The organism is Actinoallomurus purpureus, assembly GCF_024055795.1.
GTDB classification, from domain to species: Bacteria; Actinomycetota; Actinomycetes; order Streptosporangiales; family Streptosporangiaceae; genus Actinoallomurus; species Actinoallomurus purpureus.
In genome coordinates, this window is record NZ_JAMXMY010000029.1 from 98,830 (window position 1) to 116,534 (window position 17,705).

At 69.1% G+C, this 17,705-nt stretch carries 10 protein-coding genes; 8 read left to right on the forward strand and 2 right to left on the reverse strand.

Translation table 11 applies throughout. From position 1 onward, the window contains the following. Nucleotides 1-161 precede the first annotated feature (161 nt). Nucleotides 162-1,931 (forward strand): RelA/SpoT family protein, encoded by a 1,770-nt coding sequence (locus NE236_RS38235; protein WP_252847178.1) that lies wholly within the window; start codon nt 162-164, stop codon nt 1,929-1,931. Between the two features lie 78 nt (nt 1,932-2,009). Here NE236_RS38235 and NE236_RS38240 read toward each other — a convergent pair whose 3' ends face one another. Beyond that, nucleotides 2,010-3,026, reverse strand: coding sequence for a cellulose-binding domain-containing protein (locus NE236_RS38240; protein WP_252847179.1), 1,017 nt, complete (start codon nt 3,024-3,026; stop codon nt 2,010-2,012). A gap of 606 nt (nt 3,027-3,632) precedes the next feature. Between NE236_RS38240 and NE236_RS38245 the strand changes: the two genes are divergently transcribed. The 3 genes from NE236_RS38245 to NE236_RS38255 are packed head-to-tail and all read left to right on the forward strand — an operon-like array spanning nt 3,633 to nt 13,026. Continuing rightward, nucleotides 3,633-4,622 (forward strand): prenyltransferase/squalene oxidase repeat-containing protein, encoded by a 990-nt coding sequence (locus NE236_RS38245; RefSeq protein WP_252847180.1) that lies wholly within the window; start codon nt 3,633-3,635, stop codon nt 4,620-4,622. After that, nucleotides 4,623-12,179, forward strand: a complete 7,557-nt coding sequence (locus tag NE236_RS38250; protein WP_252847181.1) for a type I polyketide synthase — start codon at nt 4,623-4,625, stop codon at nt 12,177-12,179. 1 nt (nt 12,180) lies between these two features. Beyond that, entirely contained in the window at nt 12,181-13,026 is an 846-nt protein-coding gene (locus NE236_RS38255) for an alpha/beta fold hydrolase (RefSeq protein ID WP_252847182.1), read from the forward strand. A gap of 96 nt (nt 13,027-13,122) precedes the next feature. On the opposite strand, the gene NE236_RS38260 is transcribed toward NE236_RS38255, so the two are convergent. Next, entirely contained in the window at nt 13,123-13,461 is a 339-nt protein-coding gene (locus NE236_RS38260; protein ID WP_252847183.1) for a hypothetical protein, read from the reverse strand. 211 nt (nt 13,462-13,672) lie between these two features. On the opposite strand from NE236_RS38260, the gene NE236_RS38265 reads away from it, so the two are divergent. The 4 genes from NE236_RS38265 (at nt 13,673) to NE236_RS38280 (ending at nt 17,659) form a co-directional block, all read left to right on the forward strand. Continuing rightward, nucleotides 13,673-14,668 (forward strand): ArsR/SmtB family transcription factor, encoded by a 996-nt coding sequence (locus tag NE236_RS38265; protein WP_252847184.1) that lies wholly within the window; start codon nt 13,673-13,675, stop codon nt 14,666-14,668. A gap of 165 nt (nt 14,669-14,833) precedes the next feature. Further along, nucleotides 14,834-15,796, forward strand: a complete 963-nt coding sequence (locus NE236_RS38270) for a hypothetical protein (protein ID WP_252847185.1) — start codon at nt 14,834-14,836, stop codon at nt 15,794-15,796. Nucleotides 15,797-16,015: 219 nt separating this feature from the next. Further along, nucleotides 16,016-17,026 (forward strand): ADP-ribosylglycohydrolase family protein, encoded by a 1,011-nt coding sequence (locus NE236_RS38275; protein WP_252847186.1) that lies wholly within the window; start codon nt 16,016-16,018, stop codon nt 17,024-17,026. A 117-nt stretch (nt 17,027-17,143) separates the two neighbouring features. Further along, on the forward strand, nt 17,144-17,659 hold the full coding sequence (locus tag NE236_RS38280) for an EF-hand domain-containing protein (protein WP_252847187.1): 516 nt from the start codon (nt 17,144-17,146) through the stop codon (nt 17,657-17,659). The last annotated feature ends 46 nt before the right edge of the window (nt 17,660-17,705 follow it).

The following is a 17,705-nucleotide window of genomic DNA, read 5'->3' on the forward strand; positions in this document are numbered from 1 at the left end:
CCGCATCTGCGGGAATCAGGTGAAGGGGAGGCGCGTCGCGGCGGAGGCGTGTTGCATGAGGCAGAGGCCTGAGCACCGGAAAGGGTTGAGGGATGGGTCAGGAGCCGACCGGCGAACCGGCGACGACCGGCGGTCCGCGTCGTGTCCCTCGGCTCAGCCGGTTGAGCCGGTTGACCGACCCGGCGGGGTGGTTCCGCCGGGTCGGTGAGGATCGTGCCGCCGATCCACTGATCGCCGCGCACAAGGCGCACTTCCCGAAAGCCAACACGCAGCTGCTGCGGTACGCCTACGTGGTGGCCGAGCAGTATCACCGCGGACAGACCCGGAAATCGGGCGCACCGTATGTGACGCACCCGCTCGCGGTGGCGCTCATCCTGGCGGATCTGGGCATGGACACCACCACCTTGGTCGCCACGCTGCTGCACGACACGGTCGAGGACACCGACCTCACGCTGGGCCAGGTTCATGCGGAGTTCGGCGAGGAGGTCGCCATCCTGGTCGACGGCGTGACGAAGCTGGACGGCTCCAAATGGGGAGACCGGGCCGAGGCCGAGACGTTCCGGAAGATCATCCTTGCGGCCGCCGACGATCTACGCGTCCTGGTGATCAAACTCGCCGATCGGGTGCACAACCTGCGGACCCTGCGCTTCCATCCGAAGCCGGAGAAGCGCCGGCGGATCGCGGGAGCGACGCTGGAACTGCTCGTGCCATTCGCCGAACGGCTGGGCATCTATGTGTTCAAGCGCGAGATGGAGGACATCGCGTTCGCGTGCCTGCACCCGCATGAGTACGAGCGGACGCGTGCGGCGGTGGTCGACAGCGCCACCGGCCGGGCCGCCCAGCTCGACCCACTGGTGGAGCGGCTGCGCAAGGCCCTGGCCGAGTCACACCTGAGCGCGCAGGTGGTCACCCGGGACCGGCACCTGTACTCCCTGAACCAGGACCGCCGTACACCGCCGATCAGCCCCGCCGATCCACTCCGGATGGGGGAGGCGACCCGGATCACCGTGCTCGTCGACGGCGACGCCGCCGACTGCTATGTCGCCCTTGGGGCGATTCACGGGCTGTGGCGTCCGCTGCCGGGCCGGATGAAGGACTTCATCGCGCTGCCGAAGTACAACATGTACCAATCGCTGCACACCTCGGTGGTCATCCCGAGCGGCGAGGTCCTGGAGCTGGCGATCCGCACCAGGCAGATGCACCGCATCGCCGAGTACGGCATCATCAGCCAGATCCAGGACGCCGCCCGGGCGTCCGACGCGCAGGCCCGCCAGGTCGCGCAGCGGGCCGACCTGCAGTGGCTGCGGAACCTGCTCGCCTGGCAGGCGCACGCCCCCTCGGCGGAGTTCCTCGACAGCCTGCGCGTGGACCTGCGCAGCGCCGGGATAGTGACCTTCACCGCGTCCGGGGACGTCGTCCCGCTCCCGGCCGGCGCGACCGCCATCGACTTCGCCTACGCGCTGGACGCCGACACCGGCCATCGCGCCATCGGGGCCCTGACCAACGGCCGCCTGTCCCCGATGACGGCCCCACTCGAAGACGGCCAGGTGATCGAGGTCCTCACCGCCGCGGAGACCGAGTCCGGCCCGTCGGAGGCCTGGCTGGAGTCCGCCCGCACCGGACACGCCCGGGTCCACATCGCCCAGTGGCTCGCCGATCGGCGTACCGATACGGCCGGGCTCGCCGGGCGGCGGCTGGTCGCCGACTCACTCGCTTCACGCGGGGCCAACCTGCTGGACCTGGAGAGCGACGGCACGATGCTCCAGCTGGGCACCGAGCTGGGCTATCCGAACCTGGAGACGCTGTACGCGGCCGTGGCCGCCAACACCGTCACCGTCGACAGGCTTACGGGTTTCCTTAGGGGTCCGTGGATCCCGATCAGAGACGATGAAGAAGCCGCCGCCCTCGAGGACGACGACGCCGGCACGTGATCTCCGCCCACGTCGCCTGTGTTCGGCTCGGCGTGGATCAGGGGCGGCGTGACGGCCGGTCACGCCGCCCGTCACTGATCAGGAGAGGAAGCCGCCGTAGGGGCCGCCCAGGATGCCGTTCTTCTGCGTCTGGCTGAAGTGGCAGTTCGGGTAGTCGTAGAGGGAGGCCGACATGCACGTTCCGTCGGTGGACGTGGCGTCGGGCAGGCCGAACGCGTGCCCCAGTTCGTGCACCATGCCGCCGTACCACCGATTCATCGGGCCGCCCAGTCCTGCGGCGCCGTCGGCGTCGTGGCCGCTGAGGATCACCCATCCGTTGCCGCCGCCACCACCGGCGCCGTCACCTTCGGCGCTGACCTCGCCGACGTTGATCCAACGGCTGTCCGGTGCGCCAAGCCCGAACTTGCGGCGCAGCTCGTCCTCCATGTTGCACACCGCCCACCAGTACTTATCACCGCAATTCGGTGTGTTCTCGTACCAGCTTCGCGGCTTGTCGCCGTTGACGACCTCGACGACCGGGCTGTTCAACGTGAACGTCTTGCCCAACTCCTGCTTGAAGAAGCGCTGTGCCTCCTGCATGACGTTGGTCATCCCGTCCGGGTACCGCTGGTCGTACGTCACGTCCGACGGCTTGAGCCAGAAGACCCGCACCGTCCGCACGGGCGGGGTGCCCGGGGTCGGTGAGGTGGTCGGGCTCGGGGTCGGGGAAGTGGTCGCGCTGCCCGTGCAGGCGACGCCGCCCAGCGTGAAGCCGGTCGGCACGTCATTGCTGGAGTTGTTCCACGTGCCGTTGAATCCGAACGAGGTGCTGTCGCCCGTTGCCAGGGAGCCGTTCCAGCTCGCGTTGGAGGCGGTCACCGCACTGCCGCTCTGCGTCACGCCGGCGTTCCAGGCCTGGCTGATCGTCTGCCCGGCACCGAAGTTCCAGCGCAGGGTCCAGCTCGCGAGCGGATCACCAAGATTCTTGATCGCGACGTTGGCGCTGAAGCCGCCGGCCCACTGCGTGCCGACGGTGTACGTGACCTGACAGCCGGCCGAGGCAGCGTGCGCCATGACCTTGATCGTCACCGCGATGCCGACCAGGCAGGCGGCCAAGGCACAAGCGATAAGGCCCCTGAGTAGTCCTCGTTGGTGCATCCGATTCCTCCATTGCGGCGACGCTAACAATGGAGCACGGTGCTAAACCGTCGCAGCCATGTCAATGAGCGTCGGTGGAAGCCGCTGCGGACATGGGAAAACGCTCTCGAAAACCAGAAAGTTTCAAACCGGAGCGGCGGGAACCGGCCGTCTACCGCCCCTTGTTCGTCAGTGTCGTGACCTATCTGCCGGCTGCGGCCATCCTGGGGTTGGTCCTCCGCACCCCAGAAACCTTGCGGTCACGGCCGTGGCTGCGGTTTCATGATCGCATGGACGTCAGGCCGCCAGTGTCGGTGTGGCGTGGTTTAGCGTCCGTGGCCCGGCGCACGTGGCTGCGATCGCCGCTCGGCGGATCCTTCGATCCCCGCTCTCCCCGTGAAAGGCCGCCGACGCCGGCGCGTGGCATCGATCCGGTGTGAAAGGCGGACGCCTCGGCGTACCGCCCGGGTCACCCGTCTCCTTCCCCGGCCCGTTCGCCGACGGGCGTGGTGGCGGCGCGCGACGTTCAGGCATCAATGAGAAACCGCGAAGTCGGACACCGACCGCATTGCTGAGAGCGGCCACATGTTGGAAGAGGTATGTGCTGCGCAGGGCGTGGCGCTCGGTCAGATCGTTCGCGATTCGCTCGCGTACTTTCAGCGGTGCCGACTCCCGGACGGATCCATCGCCGAGGACCCGGGGACGCTGATATTCCAGGAATGGGACTCGGTGAACGCGCTCAAGGCGACCGCGCTTTGGCGCGACGCGGTGTCCTTCGACGATGCCGGCCTGGTGGAAGGTGTGCTGGCGTTCCTGCGGGCCCGGGAGAAGCCCAGTGGAATGCTGAGCTGGGGGGTGAAGGAGACCGGCCCGGCGGAGTACTGCACGGAGACGAGCAGCGAATACATCGCGAGCCTCACCCTCCTCGGACACCTCGACGACGCGCGGAGGAAAGCCGCGTTTCTCCGGAGTCGGCAACTTCCTTCGGGTCCTTGGGAAGAAGTGCATTCGCATATCCCGAGAGCCTTCCAGGCCGAGCCGTCGGTGACTGGATTCGCGCTCATGGCGCTGCTCGGCCTCGACATTGAACCGCTGTACCTCGACGAGGCCCTTGATTTTCTCGCCAAGGCGCAGAAGGACGGCGGCCACTTCGGCATCAACTGGTACTACTACAACAGTCACTATTACCTCATACGACCGGCGGTCGCCGCCCTGGCGAGCTATGGGTATCACGCCGTGGCCGGGGCGGCGCGCGACTTCGTGCTCGCCCGACAGAGACACGACGGTAGCTGGCACAGCGAGGTGGAAGGGTTCGGGGACTTCTCGTCGCCCGAGCAGCACACCGCACTCGCGCTGCGGACGCTCGCCGACGCCGGGATGACCACCGGCGATCCCGCGGTCCGGCGTGGCGTGACGTGGCTGCTCGGACGCCGACGGCCCGACGGGTCCTGGTTCGGAGGCCGTTACCCGTTTCCCGACACCAGCGCGTACCGCGAGTTCGACGCGGCACAGGACGTCTTTACGACGTCGCAGGTCCTTTCAGCCCTCAAGCAACTCGCAGACCCGGAGGCGTGATTGAGTCCCACGGAGCAGAAGGGCGGGGAACCCATCGCCGTCATCGGCATCGGTTGCCGGCTGCCCGGCGGAGCCACGGATCCCGCGTCGCTCTGGAGCCTCCTCGAGAACGGTGTCGATGCGATCAGGCCCGTTCCCGCCGACCGCTGGGACGTCGAGCGGTACTACGCGCCAAAGCCCCGGCAGCCCGGCCGGATGAACGCCCGGGAGGGCGGCTTTCTCGATCGCGCGGACGCCTTCGACGCGGCCTTCTTCGGCATCTCCCATCGCGTCGCCGACCAGATGGACCCGCAGCAGCGTCTGCTCCTGGAGGTGTGCTGGGAGACGCTCGAGGACGCCGGCATCGCGCCCGACAGCCTGGCCGGCGGCGGAACGGGAGTGTTCGTCGGGGCGTCCAGCCAGGACTACGGAGGGCTCCAATCCTCGCCGGCGGAGATCGAGGGCATGGGGCCGCACTCGGCCACCGGCACCTTCATGAGCATCCTGGCGAACCGGCTCTCCTACATGCTGGACCTGCGCGGTCCGAGCATGACGATCGATACGGCCTGCTCGTCGTCGTTGGTGGCGGTGCACCTGGCCTGTGAGAGCCTGGCGCGCGGCGAGAGTGAGTTGGCATTGGCCGGCGGCGTCAACGTGATGCTGACCCCGCAGTTCTCCATCGCCCTGAGTCAGGCGGCGATGCTGTCGCCCGACGCCCGGTCCAGGGCCTTCGACGCCTCCGCCAATGGTTACGTACGAGGCGAAGGCGCCGGGGTCGTCGTTTTGAAGCCGCTCGCCAAGGCGCGCCGCGACGGCGACCGTGTTTACGGCGTGATCCGCGGTACGGCCGTCAACCAGGACGGCCGTACTCAGGGGATCACGGTGCCGAACGCGGCCGCTCAGGCGGCGAACTTCCGCACCGCCCTCGCGAGGGCGGGGGTACGCCCGGGTGAGGTGGGCTACATCGAGGCACACGGCACCGGAACGCCGGTGGGCGATCCGATCGAGGCGGCCGCGCTCGGCGCGGTGCTGGCGGACGGCCGGGACCCGAAGGACGTCACGTTCATCGGGTCGATCAAGACGAACATCGGCCACCTGGAGGCCGCCGCGGGCATCGCCGGGTTGATCAAGGCGGTGCTCTGCGTCCATCACCGCCGGATCCCGCCCAACCTTCATTTCCAGGTGCCCAATCCGGAGATCGACCTCGCCGGCCTGCGGCTGTCGGTGCCGACGACGACCATTCCCTGGCCGGAGCGCCATCCGCGGGCCGTCGCCAGTGTCAACTCCTTCGGCTTCGGCGGTACGAACGCCAATGTCGTGGTCGAGGAGCCTCCGGACCCGCGCGCCGAGGCCGGCCCGACGGCCGCGCCGGGCACCCCGGCGATCCTGCCCCTGAGCGCGCGGAGCGACGCGGCCCTGACCCGTCTGGCGCGCGCGTACGCCGAGCGGCTGGAGACACGGCCGGTCGACCTCGAGCAGCTCGCGGCCAACCTGGCGCTGCGCCGGGGCCACCACGGTCACCGGCTGGCAGTGGTGGCCGCGGACGCTTCGGACGCGGCGGCGAAGCTGCGCGAGCACGCCGACGGACGGCCGGCCGAAGGAGTCATCGCCGGCAGGGCACGCGGCGCCGGAGGGAAGGTCGCGTTCCTGTGCAACGGCCAGGGCCCGCAGTGGTACGCGATGGGCCGGACCCTGCTGGAGACGAGCCCGGTGTTCCGCGCGAAGGTCATGGAGTGCGACGAGCTCGCCCGCCGGTACCTGGACTGGTCGATCCACGATGCCCTGACCGCCCCGGACGAGGCGTCCTCGCGCGTGCAGGAGACCCACCGCCTCCAGCCGACGATGTTCGCCATCCAGCTCGCCCTCGCCGAACTGTGGAGATCTTGGGGCGTCACCCCGGACGGCGTCGCGGGGCACAGCATGGGCGAGATAGCCGCCGCGCACCTGTCCGGCGGGCTCGACCTCGACACGGCGTTGAAGGTGATCTGTAACCGGGCGCGCATTCAGGAGAAGGCCGACCCGACCGGCGCGATGATGTTCGTCGCCCTGCCCAGGGACGAGGCACAGGCGCTCTGCGACGACCGGCCCGGCGACCTCTGGGTCTCCGCCGAGAACAGCCCGCGCGCCTCGACCCTGTCGGGCCACCGGAAAGCGCTCGAGGCACTGGAGAACGAGCTTCAGGCGCGCGATGTCTTCGCGCGGATGCTCCGCGTCAACTGCGCGTGCCACAGCCCCGACATGGACCCCCTCCGCGACGAACTGCTGGCCGAGCTGACGGACGTGACGGGCACCGCGACGGCGATCCCGATGTACTCGACGGTCACCGGCGCGCCGATCGACGGCCACGAGCTCGGCGCGGCGTACTGGTGGCGGAACTTCCGCCGACCGGTGCTGTTCGAACCGGCGATCCGCGCGATGCTCGCCGACGGATTCGACACCTTCGTCGAGCTGAGTCCGCACCCGGTGCTGGTCGGCTCCCTCAAGGAGATTCTCGGCGACACGGCCGGCGACACGATCGCGGTCTCGTCACTCGTACGCGGGAAGGACGACTGGGCGTGCTTCCTCAGCGCACTCGGCCGGCTCTACACCGCCGGACGCGACGTGGCGTGGCATCGACGCCATCCCGCCGGAGCCAAGGCCCTCGATCTGCCGACGAACCCGTGGATCCACGAATCCTTCTGGAACGAGAGCGCGGTCTCGCGTCGGCACCGCACGGGCGGTCAGCAGCACCCGATGCTGGGCCGGGTCGACGCCGTACGGCCGAGTTGGGAGATCAAATGGGACGATCACCGTCTCGCCTGGGTCAGGGAACACGACGTGTTCGGCTCGGTGATCGTGCCCGGCGCGGCGTACGTCGAAGCGGCCCTGGCGGCCGCGCGCGAGCTCACCGGTGAGTCGTGCGCACTGGAACTCCTGGAGTTCGAGCGGCCCTGCACCCTCGGCGACGAGCCACGGGTCAGCCGGATCGAGCTCGATCCGGATCAGGGCACGTTCGTGTTCCACAGCCGTGACGTCCGCGGGGACAGGTGGGTCCGTGACGTGTCCGGCCGGTTCTACCCGGTCCCGGCCGGAGAGGGCCCGGCTCAGGTGTTCGATCTGGACGCGATCCGCGCACGCTGCACGGCCTCCTACGGGGCCATGGACGTGTACCGCATGATGCGGCGGAAGGGCTACGCGTACGGGCCGGCGTTCTGCGGCATCGACCGGTTGCACATGGGATCGGGGGAGGGGCTCGCGCACGTACGGCTTCCTCGGGTACTGAAGAACCGGTCGGCGGGCTACCTGTTCCATCCAGCGGTGCTCGACGCCTGCTTCCAGAGCGCCATCCTCCATCCCTCGGACGAGCGTCCCGACGAGGACCTCCTGCCGTTCCCCTTCCTGCCGACGAGTATCGAGAGGGTGCGCCTCTACGGCGAGGTGGACCTGCCCGTGTGGTGCTACACGCGACCGCGCAGGCTGAACGCCGGCGGGCTGTCGGTCGACGTCTACGTGCTCGACGAGCGAGGGCGGGTGATCGCGGAGTTCGCCGCGCTGGCCGGCAAGGCGGTGCGCCAGGCCGCACCCGACTCGGCCGGAGGTGTCGGCGAGCACTTCTACCGTCCGCGGTGGCAGCCCGGTCGGCGGCGGGGTGCGGGCGCGGAGCCGCGATCGAGCGCCTGCACACTCTCTCCGAACGATCTTCGGGTAGGGCTGGAGCCGACGCTCCGGACCCTCGCCCAGCGCTTTCATCGACGGGAGTACACGACCGGCTACCAGGCGGACCTGCGTCGGCTGTGCGCCGCGTACGTGGTCCGGTGTCTGCGTGCCTTCGGTCGCGAACCGGCCGTCGGAGACGTCTTCGCCGTGCCGGACTTCACCGGGCTGCGACCAGAGTACGAGCGGGCGTTCACCGGATTCCTGCGGTTCCTGGTCGAAGACGGCGTGCTGAGTGAGAGCCACGGCCGTTTCCGGGTCGAAGCCGCTGTGGATCCGGATCCAGAGACGCTGTGGGCGCAGACGCTGAACCGTCACCCGGCGTGCGTCTGGGAACTCCTCTTGCTCCGTCGGACCGGACCACGTCTCCACGATGTGCTCGTCGGCGCGGCAGACCCCCTCTCCCTGCTGTTCCCGGAGGGCTCGCAGGAGGAGACGGAGCCCATCTACCAGAGCTCACCGGTGGCCAGGTACTACAACACACTGGTCAAGCAGGCGGTCGATCGCCTCGTCCGGGCGGCCGACCGGCGGCGTACGGTTCGTGTCCTGGAGGTCGGCGGCGGTACCGGCGGCCTTACGGCGAACGTGCTTCCGGCCCTGCCCGCGGATCGGTGCGAGTACGTGTTCACGGACGTGTCCGCGGCGTTCGTTCAGAGCGCGCGCGAACGATTCCGGCGGTACGGATTCGTCGACTTCCGCACCCTCGATCTCGCCCACGACCTGGAGGACCAGGGCATCACGCCCGGATCATTCGATCTCGTGCTGGCTTCGGACGTCGTCCACGCGACGGCGGACCTGAAGAGGACGCTGCTGAACATTCAGGAGGCGCTCGCGCCGGGCGGTGTGATGGCCATGATCGAGGCCGCGCCCGGCAGCCGCTGGCTGGACCTCACCTTCGGGCTCACCGCGGGCTGGTGGGCCTTCCGTGATCTGCAACTCCGTCCCGACGGACCGCTGCTGCCGCCGACCGCGTGGGAGGGCCTGCTACGTTCCGTCGGATACGACGACGTGGTCGCGCTGGGAGACCCCGACCATCAGGGGGCAGGCGCACAGGCCGTGCTGCTCGCTCGCGCCCCGGCCATGGCCCCGGCGGCGGCCGCCCGCCCGCCCGCGCGGTGCGATGGCGAGCCGGACCGGCTCGGCGACTGGCTGATCGTCGGGGATCCGGACGGGCTCGGCGCGGACCTGGCGCGCCGGATCGAAGAGCGCGGCGGGTGCGCGGTCTTCACGCGTCCGTGCCACGCGACGGGAGGCCGGCGGGTGCCCCGGCCGATCCAGGCGGAGGACCTCGACCGGCTGCTCGCGCCGCTCGAACTGGAAGGGATCATCCATCTCTGGAATCCCGGCCCCGACACCGCAGGCGACGGGCCGGCGGCGGAGCAGGCGGGGCGCGAGGCGTTCCTCGAGGCCACCCGCATCATGCAGGCTCTCGACCGGAAGGCCGCTCCCGCGTGGCCGCGTTGGTACGTCCTGACACGTGGTGCCCACGCCTTCCGCAACGACACAGTGCGGTTGGAGGGCGCTCCGGCGTGGGGGCTCGCCGTGGTGACCGGGCTCGAACTGCCCCAGACGCGCTGCAAGGCGATCGACCTGGACGCCACGCCCGCCCCCGGGGAGTCGGACGCCGTCTGGGCCGAGCTATGGGCTCAGGATCAGGAGCGGGAGGTCGTGCTGCGGGCCGGGGAACGCTTCACCCGCCGGCTCATGCCGCTGCCGCACGACGAGATCCACACGCCGGTGGACGCGCGGAGCCTGCCGGCCGACACGGGGTTCGCGCTCGCGATGCGAACGCCCGGATCGCTGGACGCGCTGCGATACCGTGCCTGCGAACGGGCGGCCCCCGCGGCCGGGTGCGTAGAGGTCGAGATCATCGCCGCGGGCCTCAACTTCCTGGACGTGATGACCGCGCTCGGCCAGGTCCCGCCCCTGGAGTCGGAGCATCGCCTGAGTTTCGGCGCCGAATGCGCCGGAATCGTCACCCGCGTCGGTGAGGGTGTCATGGGCATCCGGCCCGGCGATGCCGTCATCGCCGTCACCGCCACCCAGGGCACTCTGGCGTCGCACGTCACGGTGAACGCGGCGAGCGTCGTTGCCAAGCCCGAAGGCATGAGCTTCGAGGAGGCCGCCTCGACGCCCATCGTGTTCCTGACCGCGTGGTTCGCGCTGACCAAGCTGGCGCGGCTGCGGAAGGGAGAGCGCGTGCTGATCCATTCGGCGGCCGGCGGTACGGGCCTGGCGGCCGTGCAGATCGCCCGACTGGCCGGCGCCGAGGTCTTCGCGACCGCCGGTACGCCCGAGAAACGGGCGCTGCTCCGCGCGCTCGGCGTGCGCCACGTGATGGACTCCCGGTCCCTCGCCTTCGCCGACGAGGTACGGGCGGCGACGGACGGGAGGGGAGTCGACGTGGTCCTGAACTCGCTCGCGGGTGAGACGGTCACGCGGAGCATCGCCTGCCTCGCGCCGTACGGACGCTTCGTCGAGATCGGCAAACGCGGCCAGCTCGACGACCAGAAGCTCGGGCTCCGGCCGTTCCTGCGGAACCTGGCGTACTTCGGTTTCGACCTCCGGCAGATGCTCCTCGACCGGCCTCGGGAGGTCCGGGCCGAGCTCGACACACTGCTGAGGCTCTTCGCGGAGGGCGCGCTGTGCCCGCTACCGCACCGCGTCTTTCATCCGTCCCAGGCCGAGACGGCCTTCCGCACGCTGGCCGCGGCCAAGCACATCGGCAAGCTCGTCGTGGCGATGGACGAGCGCGAGGTCGGCGTCATGGCGGATCCCGGTCCGCCGTCACCGCCGCGCGGGACCTGGTTGATCAGCGGCGGGCTGGGCGGCGTCGGGCTGGCGATGGCCGACTCACTGGCCGATGCGGGAGTACGGGATCTCGTGCTCATCGGGCGTTCCGGGCCGAGGGACGCGAAGGCGCGTGCGCGGGTCGCGGACCTGCGAGCCCGCGGGGTACGGGTACTCGCCGAGGCCGTGGACGTCACGTCGCGTTCCGAGCTGGCGGGGCTGCTCGACCGCATCGATCGTGAGCTGCCGCCGCTCCGGGGCGTGGTGCACGGCGCCATGGTGCTCGACGACGCTCTGCTCACCGACCTGGACGAGCAACGTCTGGCACGGGTCTTCGCTCCCAAGGCGCTGGGCGCCCTGCACCTGCACGAGCTGACCGCGGATCTGCCGCTCGACGCGTTCGTCCTGTTCTCGTCCGCGACGTCGATGATCGGCAACGTCGGACAGGCGAACTACGCCGCCGCCAATGCCTTCCTCGACCACCTCGCCGCGGCTCGGCACGCACGCGGCCGACCGGCGCTCGCGGTGAATCTGGGGGCCGTGTCCGATGTCGGGTACGTCGCCCGTCACGACGACGTGGCGCGCCTGGTCGCCGCGACGGGAATGCGGTCGTTCACGGCGAAGCAGATGTTCGAGGCGGTGAGAGCGCTCTGCTCCGGCTCGTTCCCCCAGGTGGGCGTGGTCCCGATCGACTGGCCGCGGTTCTTCCGGCACCACGGTCTGGACGGGAGCGCCCAGCCGCGGTACGAGCACGTGGTCACGGCCGACGCGGCACCGGCCGGCGACGCGACCTCGGGGTCCCTGCGCCACCGGCTGCGGTCCTGTCCGGGTGATGCACGCGGCGAGTTGCTCAGAGGGGGGCTGAAGGCGCGGATCGCCACCGTGCTGGGGGTTCCATTCGACGAACTCGACGAGGACATGCCCCTGATGGATTACCTCGACTCGCTGCTCGCGGTGGAGATCAGTGCCTGGGTGGAGCGGGAGCTGGGGGTCAAGGTGACGATCCTGGAACTGATGAAGGGGCCGAGCGTCGCGGAACTCGCCGACCGGCTTCTCGCCCACCCGGGTGCGCCGGACGAGAAGGCGGCGGGGTGACATGGAGGAACTCTGCGTTCCGCTCGCCCGCGGGCGGCTCACACTGCGTGGACGGCGGACCACCGCCCGCGGCGGACTCCCGACCCTCTGCCTGCACGGCTGGCTGGACAACTGCGCGAGCTTTGGACCGCTGTTCGAACGCATGGCGGACGTCGACCTGGTCGCCGTCGATCTTCCGGGACACGGCTTGTCCGATCCCCTCCCAGCGGCCACCTACCCGTACCTGGATCACGTGGCGCATCTCCTGGAACTGGCACAGGTCCAGGGGTGGGAGCGGTTCAACCTGATCGGGCACTCGCTCGGCGGCGCGCTGTCCACCCTCATCGCCGGCATTCACCCGGAGAAGATCGCCCGGTTGGTGCTCATCGACGCCATCGGACCGCTTCCGGCAAGCGCCACGGACACCCCTGCCACCGTGGCGCGTTACCTGAACGCCTACCTCGGCGATCACGAACAGCCCGTTTACCGGAGCCCTGCCCAGGCGGCCAAGAGTCGCGTCCAGTTGGCCGACATGCTGTTGGACACCGCCGAGAGGCTGATCGAACGAGACCTGCGGGAGGTTCCGGGCGGCTATTCGTGGCGTAGCGACATACGGCTCAAATACCCGTCCATCCGGACTTTCAGCGAGGAGCAGATCCTGGCCTTCCTCCGGAACATCAGCGCACCGACGCTGCTGATGACGGCCGAGCGGACGGCGCTGACAGAAGACCGCTATCGGGCGCGGATCGAAAGCGTGCCGCGCTTGGAGCACGTCACCCTTCCAGGCGGCCATCACCTGCACATGGAGAACGCCGACGCCGTCGCCAAAGTGATCCGAGGGTTCCTGGACGCCGATGAGGCGGCGTGACCTGTAACCGAACTCGGGCACGGCGACCGCCATGGCGGCGACGGCGCGTCGCAGCCGTGGCGGAGGCACCCTTGGGCCGACATTCGCCGATCCGCGCTATGGGCGATTTGTTGTCGTCTGATAAGTTCCGCCGACCACGTCATATCCGCCCGGGCAGATGGCGTACGAGTTTCCGGCGGAAACGCCGCCCTTCCATGGACCGTAGACAGTCGTGGATGCGCGCCCCTGATGGTCGCAGTACGCGATGGCGCGCCAGCCGTCCTTGCCGGGGTTGGTCTGCGTAGCGCAGTAAGCCCACCAGCCGTTACCGGAGTATTCGCCGTTCGAGCAGTTCCCAGCACTCGCGTATGCGGCGGTGGTCGGAACGATGATCGTTCCCACGGCGAGGACGCCGGCAAATGAAGCCATGCGTAGCGCTTGTCCGATTCGTGTCATGATGGGGTATCTCCCTCTGTCAACTGCTTCGGATCGTTCCGCCGAGACCGGTTGTACGAGGGTCTCGCCTCGGATGCTGGCAAGCGGCCAGTCGTTCTGTCGTCCACTTTCGGTATGTGCCGAAAGACGCAGCTCACGCCGCTGCTGCTGGGCAGAATGTGGGGAAATGCGGGAATTGTCGAGTTCCCGCGAAGCATGCGGGGGACCAGGCATGCTGCGCATTCACTTCACGGGCGAAGACCTGGCGCGGACCAGGATCGCGGCAGGGGTCAATCACCCCTGGGAGATCGTCTTCAGCCTGCACCGCCTGCAGGCCGATGATCGCCGGGCCATTTACGGGCAGTGGCGCCGCCGAGCCCGTGCCGACCTGGCCCGCGCCGGGATGACCGGCCAGGTCCGGCATCTACTCAACCCGCTGTATCCGCGGGCGTCCTACTTCCCCGACTTCCTGACCCCGAGCACTGCGAACAGCAGCGGGTCCGCCGACCTGGAGACCTCCATCGAGACGGTGCTGTCCACGCCGCGCCGCCGGTTGCACGACGAACTCCAAATGATCACTTTCACGCGCGGCGCCCCGGCGTGGGCGGCGGCGTTGGCCGACGGTGACCGGGACACCCTGACCCTGCTCGGTGACACGTTGCGCCGATACCACCACGCGGTCATCGCTCCGTACGCCCACGACATCATCGCCGCGTTGGACAGCGAACGCGCGCTGCGTGCCAGGATCGCCGTCACCGGCGGGACCGAGGCCATGCTGGACAGCCTGCACCCCACCCTGCGCTGGCAGCCCCCGGTGTTGACGGCCGACTATCCCGTCGACGGCGACCTGCATCTGCACGGCCGCGGAATCGTCCTCATCCCCTCGTTCTTCTGCCAGCACAAGCCCGTCGCACTCGCCGATCGCGACCTGCCTCCGGTGCTCGCCTACCCCATCGACCATCACTGGCGCACTGCGGCCCCGTCCGGCAGCGACCCGCTCACTGCCCTCCTCGGGCGCAGCCGTGCCGCCGTACTCCGCGCCGCCGCCGACGCCCTCACCACCACCGAACTCGCCCGGCACACCAGGCTGTCGGCCGCATCGGCCAGCGAAAATCTCACCGTGCTGCGCGAGGCCGGCCTCGTTACCAGTCGCCGCCACGCCAACACCGTCATCCACACCCTCACACCCCTGGGTGCCCTGATCCTCGCCAATGTCGGACGCGTGTGACCAGCATCGCCGGCGTGCCACTACGCGACCGGCCGGCACCGGCCGCCCCCGCCCTCACGAGGGTCGGCGCCGGACCTGTGTGATCAAACGTTGACAGAATCCTTATCTGATCATTACTTAGGCAATTCAAGATCACGGTGTCCATTCCCGCCAGAAAGGGACACCGTGCGTAAATCCCTCCGCCGCACCGCAGTGGCCGTCGCCGCCAGTATGGCCGTGTTCGGCGCGCTCATCTCGGGAGCCCACGCGGCCACGTCGCCGGCTGCCACCCGTCCGACTCCGCCACACACCCGCTGGGCGGTCAACCACTCCTCGACCCGGGCGGTGCGCTCCTACTGGACGCCGCAGCGCCTGGCTGCGGCAAAGCCCGTTCCGCTTCCCCCGCGCCCTCGTACCGCGAAGATCACCAGTTCTCCCGGCGGAAAGCCGCGCATGATCCATGCGACCCGTCCCGCCGGCACGGCGGGCAAGCTACAGGTCAACGCCAGCGTGTGGGTGACGGTCGGACGCCTGTTCTTCCACAACCCGTCGAACGGGGGCGACTACGTCTGCACCGCCAACGTCGTCACCAGCAACAACCATGATGTGATCGCTACGGCGCGTCACTGCGTCATGGACATCGGCACCGGCACCTGGTACACCAACTTCCAGTTCGCGCCGACCTACAACAAGGGCAGCGCCCCGTACGGCTGGTGGACCTGGCGGTCGGCCGGCGTCCGTATCGACGACACGAGTCCCGGTGGTGACAACGCCTTCATCGTGCTCACCACCGGCGGTAACAGTGGCGCGCACGTCCAGGACGCGGTCGGCGGTTCGGGCATCGGCTTCAACTGGTCGACCAACAACTACGCGCACGCGATCGGCATCCCCGCGAGCACTGACTACGCGGTGTGGTGTGAAGGCACGTCGGTCGACAGCTACAACGGCGGCGTGCACATCCCCAACTGTCTGGGGCTGAGCGGCGGAGCCAGCGGAGGCCCGTTCATCTTCAACTACCAGTCCGACGGGTCGGCCGTACAGACCGCCAGCTTCTTCGGTAGCTGGGGCTCGAGCACCGACGGCAACTCCTACTTCGCCTACTACCGCGACGCTGCCTGGAACGTCTACAACGGCGCCCAGAACGCCTGAACCGGGTCGCGGCCCCGAATCTCCCGTGCGGCACTCGGGGCCGCGACATCCCCATGCCCCAAGGCCTTCGATCCCGATCTCGCCGGGGCCGACTTCGATACCCTCCACGCGGCTGCGTAGGAACAGGGCAGCGGCAGCAATCAGGTTCAGACGAGCAATGGTCGGCTTCCCAGGCGTGGTGAAGCTGTGCGCCCGGGTGATCAGGGAGTGAGGGACGGCGTGAAGCAGGCGGCGACGGGGGCCTTGCTGGGCCTGGCTATCGGAGATGCCATGGGCTTTCCGACGGAGTTCAACGACATCGCGCAGATCGCCGCCAAATGCGGCCCCTGGCGCAGGATGCCGTTGCCCCTGTCCTCGGGGCGAGCGTATGTCACCGATGACACGCAGATGACCATAGCGCTGGGCGAAGGGCTGATCGAGGCGCTGGCGGCCGGCCCGCTGACGGCAGGCAGGATGGAACCACCGGTCCGTGAACGCTTCGTTCAGTGGTGGGGGTCGCCGGAGAACAACCGCGCGCCGGGGATGACTTGCCTGCGGGCGTGTGAGGCACTGAGCCGCGGCGGCACCTGGCAGGCAGCGAGTGAGGTCGGCTCCAAGGGCTGCGGGGCGAATATGCGGGTCGCGCCGGTCGGGCTCATCCCGGGGTTGGACCGGCAGCAGCGCTCGGGCGCCGCTCAGTTGCAGTCCGCCCTCACGCACGGCCACCCCACTGCGCTGGCGGCCAGTGACTTGACCGCTCACACCGTCTGGTTGCTGGCACAAGGCACCGGCCCGGCCGAACTGCTGCCCTTGCTGCGCGAGTACGCCCACCAGGCCCGTTCCGTCTACCGCGCCGATTGGCTGGGGGATCTGGCCGAGCACGCGCACGACCCCGATCGGGTGTCCTTCACCGCCCGCGGCTGGGACGAATGCCTGGCCGTGCTGGATCGGTTGGAGGCCGCGCTGGCCGCTGCCGACCCGGAGATCGACCCCTGCCTGGCCACCGGGGAGGGCTGGATCGCCGAGGAGGCCTTTGCCACCGGCCTGTACTGCTTCCTGCTGCTGCCCGAAGACCCACAGGCAGTGGTCCGGCGGGCGGCGTACTCATCAGGTGACTCTGATTCCATCGCCGCTCTGGCTGGTGCCTTCGTCGGCGCGTACCACGGCGCGGACGCCTGGCCCCAGGACTGGGTGCGTGACATCGAATACCGTGACCGTCTGCTGGATCTCGGCGCCGCCTGGGACACATGACCGCCGCCTCCAGGCTCCCCGAAAGGGGGCAGACGATGCGAGTGGCTCTTGATTGATCACAATATGTAGTTATAGTACTACTGTCCGCATCGTACTCCTCGTTGGAGGTTCCCCCCGATGGATGCACGTCTGGATCGAATCAAGGCCGCGTTCGACGCTCTCGACACGAACTCCAACGGCTACCTGGAGGCGGAGGACTTCGACAGGCTCGGGCACCGGATCGTCCAGGCGCTGGACGTGGCGGAGAGCTCGCCCAAGGCTCAAGCGCTCCACGCGAGCTGCCGGCGCTACTGGCAGGGACTGGCCGACACCCTCGACCGGAACAATGACGGGAAACTGAGCAGTGAGGAGTACGCCCGGTTCCACGAACCTGACGGGTACGAGGAGAACGTCCGGCCCTACGCGGAGGCGTTGACCGCGATATGCGACCGAGATGACGACGGCTTCGTCCAGCACGCCGACCTCGTGCAGGGGCTGGGGGCGGTGGGGTTCCCCGTGGAGAACATCGAACGTCTCTCCCGGGCGCTCGACCCACAAGACACCGGCCAGGTCTCCAGGAGCGAGTGGCGGACCGCCATCGAGGACTTCTTCCTCGCCAGGGGCAGCCACGCCGTCAGCGACACACTGGTCTGACACGCGTCCCCGGCGGCCGAGTCGATGCCGGTGCCCGCACCGGCAT

Excerpts from the sequence above, each read along its gene's own strand:
- NE236_RS38255 (WP_252847182.1), top strand. The coding sequence starts at position 12,181 with ATGGAGGAACTCTGCGTTCCGCTCGCCCGCGGGCGGCTCACACTGCGT.
- NE236_RS38280 (WP_252847187.1), top strand. The coding sequence starts at position 17,144 with ATGGATGCACGTCTGGATCGAATCAAGGCCGCGTTCGACGCTCTCGAC.
- NE236_RS38245 (WP_252847180.1), top strand. The coding sequence starts at position 3,633 with ATGTTGGAAGAGGTATGTGCTGCGCAGGGCGTGGCGCTCGGTCAGATC.
- NE236_RS38260 (WP_252847183.1), bottom strand. The coding sequence starts at position 13,461 with ATGACACGAATCGGACAAGCGCTACGCATGGCTTCATTTGCCGGCGTC.
- NE236_RS38265 (WP_252847184.1), top strand. The coding sequence starts at position 13,673 with ATGCTGCGCATTCACTTCACGGGCGAAGACCTGGCGCGGACCAGGATC.